The 6,434-nt window shown below is 51.8% G+C and carries 3 protein-coding genes; 1 reads left to right on the top strand and 2 read right to left on the bottom strand.

The genetic code is table 11. The features are described 5' to 3' along the window. Positions 1-255: 255 nt before the first annotated feature. Entirely contained in the window at positions 256-798 is a 543-nt protein-coding gene (locus tag BLA28_RS31855) for a hypothetical protein (RefSeq protein WP_069156762.1), read from the top strand. Positions 799-882: 84 nt separating this feature from the next. On the opposite strand, the gene BLA28_RS31850 is transcribed toward BLA28_RS31855, so the two are convergent. Both BLA28_RS31850 and BLA28_RS31840 read right to left on the bottom strand, forming a co-directional pair. Beyond that, positions 883-4,674, bottom strand: coding sequence for a phosphoribosylformylglycinamidine synthase (locus BLA28_RS31850; RefSeq protein WP_069156763.1), 3,792 nt, complete (start codon positions 4,672-4,674; stop codon positions 883-885). Positions 4,675-5,486: 812 nt separating this feature from the next. Then, the gene (locus BLA28_RS31840) at positions 5,487-6,422 is read right to left on the bottom strand and encodes a M14 family metallopeptidase (protein WP_071699745.1); all 936 of its coding nucleotides are present in this window, start codon (positions 6,420-6,422) and stop codon (positions 5,487-5,489) included. Positions 6,423-6,434 lie beyond the last annotated feature (12 nt).

The following is a 6,434-nucleotide window of genomic DNA, read 5'->3' as shown; positions in this document are numbered from 1 at the left end:
GCCTATGCTTGAGGCTTGCTCTTATACACATCTAGATTGTTATAAGAGACAAGCACAGGACGCAGCCTAAGGACCGGCGAGTTTATACGCCCCTTACAGGATCCTCTGCATGGCCGGGAACGGCAGCGGAGAGAGGAAGGCCGGCCGGGCAGGATACACAGGCCCAGAGGCTGGAGAGGGGCTGTACTGTTATGGCTTATCACCATGTGCATTTTTTGTCATACCATGGAATAAAGAGAAAAAGCAGGTAATTTTATGTATCAGAAACAAAATGGCTGCCATCCATGCGGCGGCTGTATCCCCAATAAAGCCCGGCTGTCCAGGCCGGCTTCAGGCAAACCGGCAGGCCTTGCCGCTTACGGAGGTCTTTATAACAGCGGAACGCAGCTTGTTTTTTTCACTGCTGCTGACGTTCCGGTACAGGTAAAACTGAATACTCCCATGCCGCTTAAAAATGTCACTGCAGTCAATAACTCTCTGACTGTACAGACTGCCGGGGATTATGAAATCAATTATAATATCCTTCTGAATACCAGCCAGGCTTCCACAGCGGCGGCTGCCGTACGCAGGAACGGGGAAATCCTTACCCAGACGAGAGGTTCCCAGACCCTGGCGGAGGATGACACTGCCAACCTCTCCTTTGACGGGCGTTTGTCGGCAAGTGTTATTGTTCCTTTATCTTCGGGTGATGTATTGGATCTGGTGCTCCTTATTGTGAGAACCCTTCCCGATAATCTGAATGCAATAATTAATAATAATGCCAATGCCACTTTAAGTATAAAAAAGCTGGACAGCTGATGGCTGTCCGAAAGAAATCCCACGGCATACCCTGCCGTGGGATTTCTTGTCTTTCTATAATTATTGTAAATATAAGGCAATTCCTTACTTGAAGTAAGCAACCCCGGATTCAAAGATCTTCAAATCCTGTTCTCCATAAATATTAATGGCGACTCCGTCTCCTCTTCTTTCCACATGGGCCATCTTGCCCAGGATACGTCCGTCCGGAGAGGTGATTCCTTCAATCGCCGCATAGGAACCGTTAACGTTCCATTCTTCATCCATGGAAACATATCCTTCCGGATCCGCGTACTGCGTTGCCACCTGTCCGTTGGCAAACAGCTTTTTGATCCATTCATCGTCCGCTACAAAACGGCCTTCTCCATGGGATGCGGGTGTTACATAAGTCTTGCCAAGTTGTGCATTTGCAAGCCAGGGTGACTTGTTGGATACCACCTTGGTATAAACCATTTTGGAAATGTGGCGGTTTATGGTATTGAAGGTCAGTGTCGGGGAATTCTCCTTCTGTCCCACAATTTCACCGAAGGGAACCAGTCCCAGCTTGATCAGGGCCTGGAAGCCGTTGCAGATGCCCAGGCACAGGCCGTCACGCTCATTCACCAGCTTCATGACAGCTTCCTTAATCCTGGCATTCTGGAATGCGGTTGCAAAAAATTTGGCACTTCCATCCGGCTCATCGCCTGCGGAGAATCCGCCGGGGAACATGATGATTTGGGCATCATTGATCGCCTTTTCAAATTCCGCCACGGATTCACGGATATCCTCAGCGCTCAGGTTTTTAAACACCTTGGTCACCACGCTGGCTCCCGCTCTTTCAAAAGCCTTTGTGCTGTCGTATTCGCAGTTCGTTCCGGGGAACACGGGGATGAATACGACGGGCTTCGCCACCTTCTGTCTGCATACATAGATGCTGTCCGCCTTATAAAGGCTGCTTTCCACCGGCGCCGTTTCCTCGCTCGCTTTGGTGGGGAATACTTTTTCCAGAGTTCCCTTCCATGCGCAGAGCATCTCATCCAGAGTGATTTCCACATCTCCGAAGGTAACCATGGGTTCTTTGGTAATGGTACCGATAAGCTCATAAGCGGTGTCTATCAGGTTGATCTTATCTGCGGGAACCTCCGCCATGATATCGCCCAGAGCATTTTCAAAGAGTTCTTCCAAATCCGCGTCATCACTCAGCTCCACACCCAGATGATTGCCGAAGGCCATCTTGGGAAGAGCCGCTGCCGCACCCTTGCTGTCCAGCGCATATGCGGATATAATAACGCCGTCGCGGATCATTTCCGTAATCTTGTCATAAAGCTCCATGACACTTTCATAAACAGGGATATCGTATTCATCCCTCTCCATGCAGAAGCGTACTACCTTATTTCCCGGCTTTTTAAATTCGGGTGTGATAATATCCTTTTCCTTAGCCACATCCACCGCAAAGGATACCAGGGTAGGAGGCACATCAATTTCATTAAAGGTGCCGGACATGGAATCCTTGCCTCCGATGGAAGGAAGGCCATAGCCGACCTGTGCGTCAAACGCCCCCAGCAGGGCGGCAAAAGGCTGGCTCCAACGTTTGGGATCCTCCGTCATCCTGCGGAAATATTCCTGGAAGGTGAAACGGATCTTATGGAAATCACCGCCGCTGGCAACGATTCTTGCCATGGATTCGGTCACGGCATACACCGCTCCGTGATAAGGGCTCCAGGAGGAAAGATAAGGATCAAACCCGTAGCTCATCATGGTTACGGTATCTGTTTTCCCCTTCAGGACAGGCAGTTTTGCCACCATAGCCTGTGTTTCCGTAAGCTGGTATTTTCCGCCGTAGGGCATCAGCACGCTGGCTGCCCCGATGGAGGAGTCGAACATTTCCACAAGGCCCTTCTGGGAGCAGACATTCAGATTGGAAAGCAGGGTAAGCCATGCCTTTTTCGCATCACCGGCTTCCAGCGCCTCTCCTGCTTCGGGAACGGCGTATTTATCAAAATAGCTGCTGCCCTCCGCCGGGATATCCACATATACGCCTGTCTCCTGATGAGCTCCGTTGGTATCCAGGAACGCCCTGGAAATATTCACGATTTCTTTTCCCCTCCAGGTAAGGACGAGGCGGGGCTCCTTTGTTACAACCGCAACGCTCACAGCCTCCAGATTTTCTTCCTTCGCATAATCCAGGAAAGTATCCACATCCCCGGGAGCTACCACAACGGCCATCCTTTCCTGGGATTCGGAGATGGCAAGCTCCGTTCCGTCCAGACCCGCGTATTTCTTGGGAACCTTATCCAGATCCACCCGGAGTCCGTCCGCCAGCTCACCGATGGCAACCGATACGCCGCCGGCACCGAAATCATTGCATTTCTTAATCAGCCTGCTGACTTCCGCCCTGCGGAACAGCCTCTGGATTTTACGTTCCGTAGGCGCATTTCCCTTCTGTACTTCCGCGCCGCAGGTTTCAATACTCTCTTCCGTATGCACCTTGGAGGAACCTGTAGCGCCGCCGCAGCCGTCCCTTCCGGTGCGTCCGCCCAAGAGGATGATGATATCGCCCGGATCGGAGGTTTCACGGATTACATTTTTTCTGGGAGCGGCACCCATAACGGCGCCGATTTCCATACGTTTTGCCACATAATTGGGATGATATACTTCTTTTACATAACCGGTTGCCAGACCGATCTGATTGCCATAAGAGGAGTAGCCGTCTGCAGCGCCGCGGACCAGCTTTTTCTGGGAAAGCTTTCCCTTTAAGGTGTCTGCTACGGGAACGGTAGGATCCGCCGCCCCGGTCACGCGCATGGCCTGATATACATAACCGCGTCCGGAAAGAGGGTCCCGGATAGCGCCGCCCAGACAGGTGGCAGCACCGCCGAAGGGTTCGATTTCGGTGGGATGGTTATGGGTTTCATTTTTAAAGAAAATAAGCCATTCCTCGGTAACAGGGCCGTCTCCGTAATCCATTTCCACAGGGACGATGACGGAGCAGGCGTTGATTTCATCGGACTCCTCCATATCCTGGAGTTTTCCTTCTTTTTTCAGCTTGCGCATACCCATGAGAGCCAGATCCATCAGGCAGACAAACTTGTCCTTTCTTCCCTTGAAAATCTCTTCCCTGGTATCCAGGTAGCTTTGATAGGTGCTTTCTATGGGTGTCCGGTAGTAGCCTTCCCCGAATTCCACATCCTTCAGCTCCGTGGAAAAAGTGGTGTGACGGCAATGATCGGACCAATACGTATCGAGGACACGGATCTCCGTCATGGAGGGATCTCTGTTTTCGTCGTTCACATAGTAATTCTGAATATGCTGGAAATCCCGGAAGGTCATAGCAAGCCCCAGGGAATCATAAAGTTCTCTGAGTTCTTCCTCCTTCAGGTTCCGGAAGCCGTCAAAAATCTTCACATCCTCCGGCTCCTCAAAATTTGTTTCCAGTGTTTCCGGCTTAACCATATCCGTTTCCCTGGAATCCACAGGGTTGATACAGTAGGCCTTTATCCTGTCAAATTCTTCATCCGTCAGCTCACCGGTAATCAGGTAGGTCACCGCGGTCCTGATAATTGGATCTTCTTCTTCATTTAAGAACTTTACGCACTGCAGGGCAGAATCCGCTCTCTGGTCAAACTGTCCGGGCAGGAACTCCACAGAAAATACTCTTCCGTTCTCCGGAACGGTAATCTGCTCTCTGTAAAGGTCATCTACAGGAGGCTCGGAAAACACCGTTTTGCAGGCCTTTTCAAATACCTCATCGCTGATATGCTCCACATCGTAGCGGATGAACATTCTCACATCCTCTACTTTTTTCAGGTTCAGATAGTTCTTCAGATCGCCTTTCAGTTCCTTCGCTTTCACAGCAAAAGGGGCTTTCTTCTCTACATAGATACGTCTTACATTTCCCATGAATGGCTCCTCCAAATGTTTGTGGCCGGCATTTTTTTCATCCCCAGCCGCCGGCTGCTTTTTCCTCCGGGCATATAAAAGCAGGCCGGGAGGCGGGCATTCTCTTCTTATTATACAAAATCTGCGTTTTTTTTCAATGCAATTTAATAAAATGAGGGGAAATAAAAAGATGGGGGTGGGGAAATGGGGGGTGAGCGGCCTCATCCGGCCGCCTTCCGTCCGTGTTTCTCCCCGGTGGGGCTGTCTGGCCTCTCTCCTGCCCGGGCGCCTGCTCTCTGTAGGGGCGGCGGCAGACAAAAAAAGGGGGAGTTTCTAACTGTTTTGTTCCTATGTTCCTCTGCCAACGCGGCTTGAACTCCTCCTTGGCAGTCGTCAGACAGCACCGCTAGTACAGCATTGCATTAATATCACAGTAATGAGTGCTTGATATTCCTGTCAGCACAAGGCGGAGGAGGGAGGCGATGCGGTGGCATCGTTGACCGACGACAACGCAGTGCTGGCGGGAATAGCGAGTGCTCATTACTGTGATATTAATGCAATGCTGTACTGGGGCGGGCAGAGGAGCATAGGAGCAAAGCAGTAAGAAACTTCCGCCCTTTTTTTGAGATGCCGCCGTCCCTACAGAGAGCAGGCGCCCGGGCAGGAGAGAGGCCAGACAGCCCCACCGGGAAGAAACACGGACGGAAGGCGGCCGGATGAGGAGGGTAGGGTATGGTAACGGGAGGGAAAGGAGCATTTTATTTTTGATTTTATTACACAAAGTTGGTATTGGGCTGACACCATGAATGCATGGGCAGGTCGTAGATTGTTTTTTATTCGTGGAGGCGGTGGATGATGCGGAAGGTGATGTCGCCCTGGTTTATGAGGGGGTCTTTGTGGGCGTAGAAAATGATGCCTTCGGTGGGGGCCAGGATTTCTTGTTTGGTGAAGCCTTCGTAGGAATCCAGGATTTGGGCAAGGGGCTGGTGGTAGCGGACGTATTCTCCGGGGGTGGTGAGGCGGCGGTAGAGGCCGGCGGTTCCTGCGTGGACGTTGGTGAGGTCTTCGTCCTGGATTACGTGGCTGATGTAGCCGCTGTGGCTTTCGTAGCGGATGATTCCCATGCGGGTGAGGAAGCGCAGGACGGCTCCGGTGGCGCGGACGGCGCTTTTTTCGTCGAGTTCGTCGGTTTTGTTGGTGTAGACGCTGAAGGCGGCGGTGGATTGGTTCTGCCAGTTGTAGTTGAGGGTTTTGGTGTCCACGGGGCGGGGTTTGCGGATCACTACATAGGGAAGGCCGAACAGGTTCGCCAGGGACGGGCTTTGGAAGCCGGTTTCCATCATTCGGACATGGGGGACGAATTCTCCGGGCATGTAAAAGCTGGCAAACTGGATGCCGTAGGTGTAGTCGCAGATTTGTTCCAGCACTCCGGCGGCTATCCGGGAGGTGGTGTCGCCTTCCTGGTTTCCGGGGAAGCTGCGGTTGATGTCAATGTCGCCTACTCCCCAAAAACGTTTGCCGGTGTTGACGGAAAAAGGGTTGATGGCGGGGATTACCATGATTTCTTTGTTGGCGTTGATGCAGCCTTTATTTTCCAGTTCCTTGAGTTGTTTTACCAGCTGGGAGCAGATGTAGAGCTGCTGGATTTCATTTCCGCGTACGGCCCCTGCAATGCAGGCGGCTTTTTCGCCTTTTCCAAAGCGATATCCCTGCACCAGCATGTCTTCTCTGTAGTTGGATTTCATCCGAAATAATTCCTTCGTTTCCATTTCGCTCTCCTG

Source organism: Eisenbergiella tayi, assembly GCF_001881565.1.
GTDB lineage: Bacteria > Bacillota > Clostridia > Lachnospirales > Lachnospiraceae > Eisenbergiella > Eisenbergiella tayi.
The sequence above is the reverse complement of the archived record's forward strand: the minus strand, read 5'-3'. Positions and strand labels throughout refer to the sequence as shown.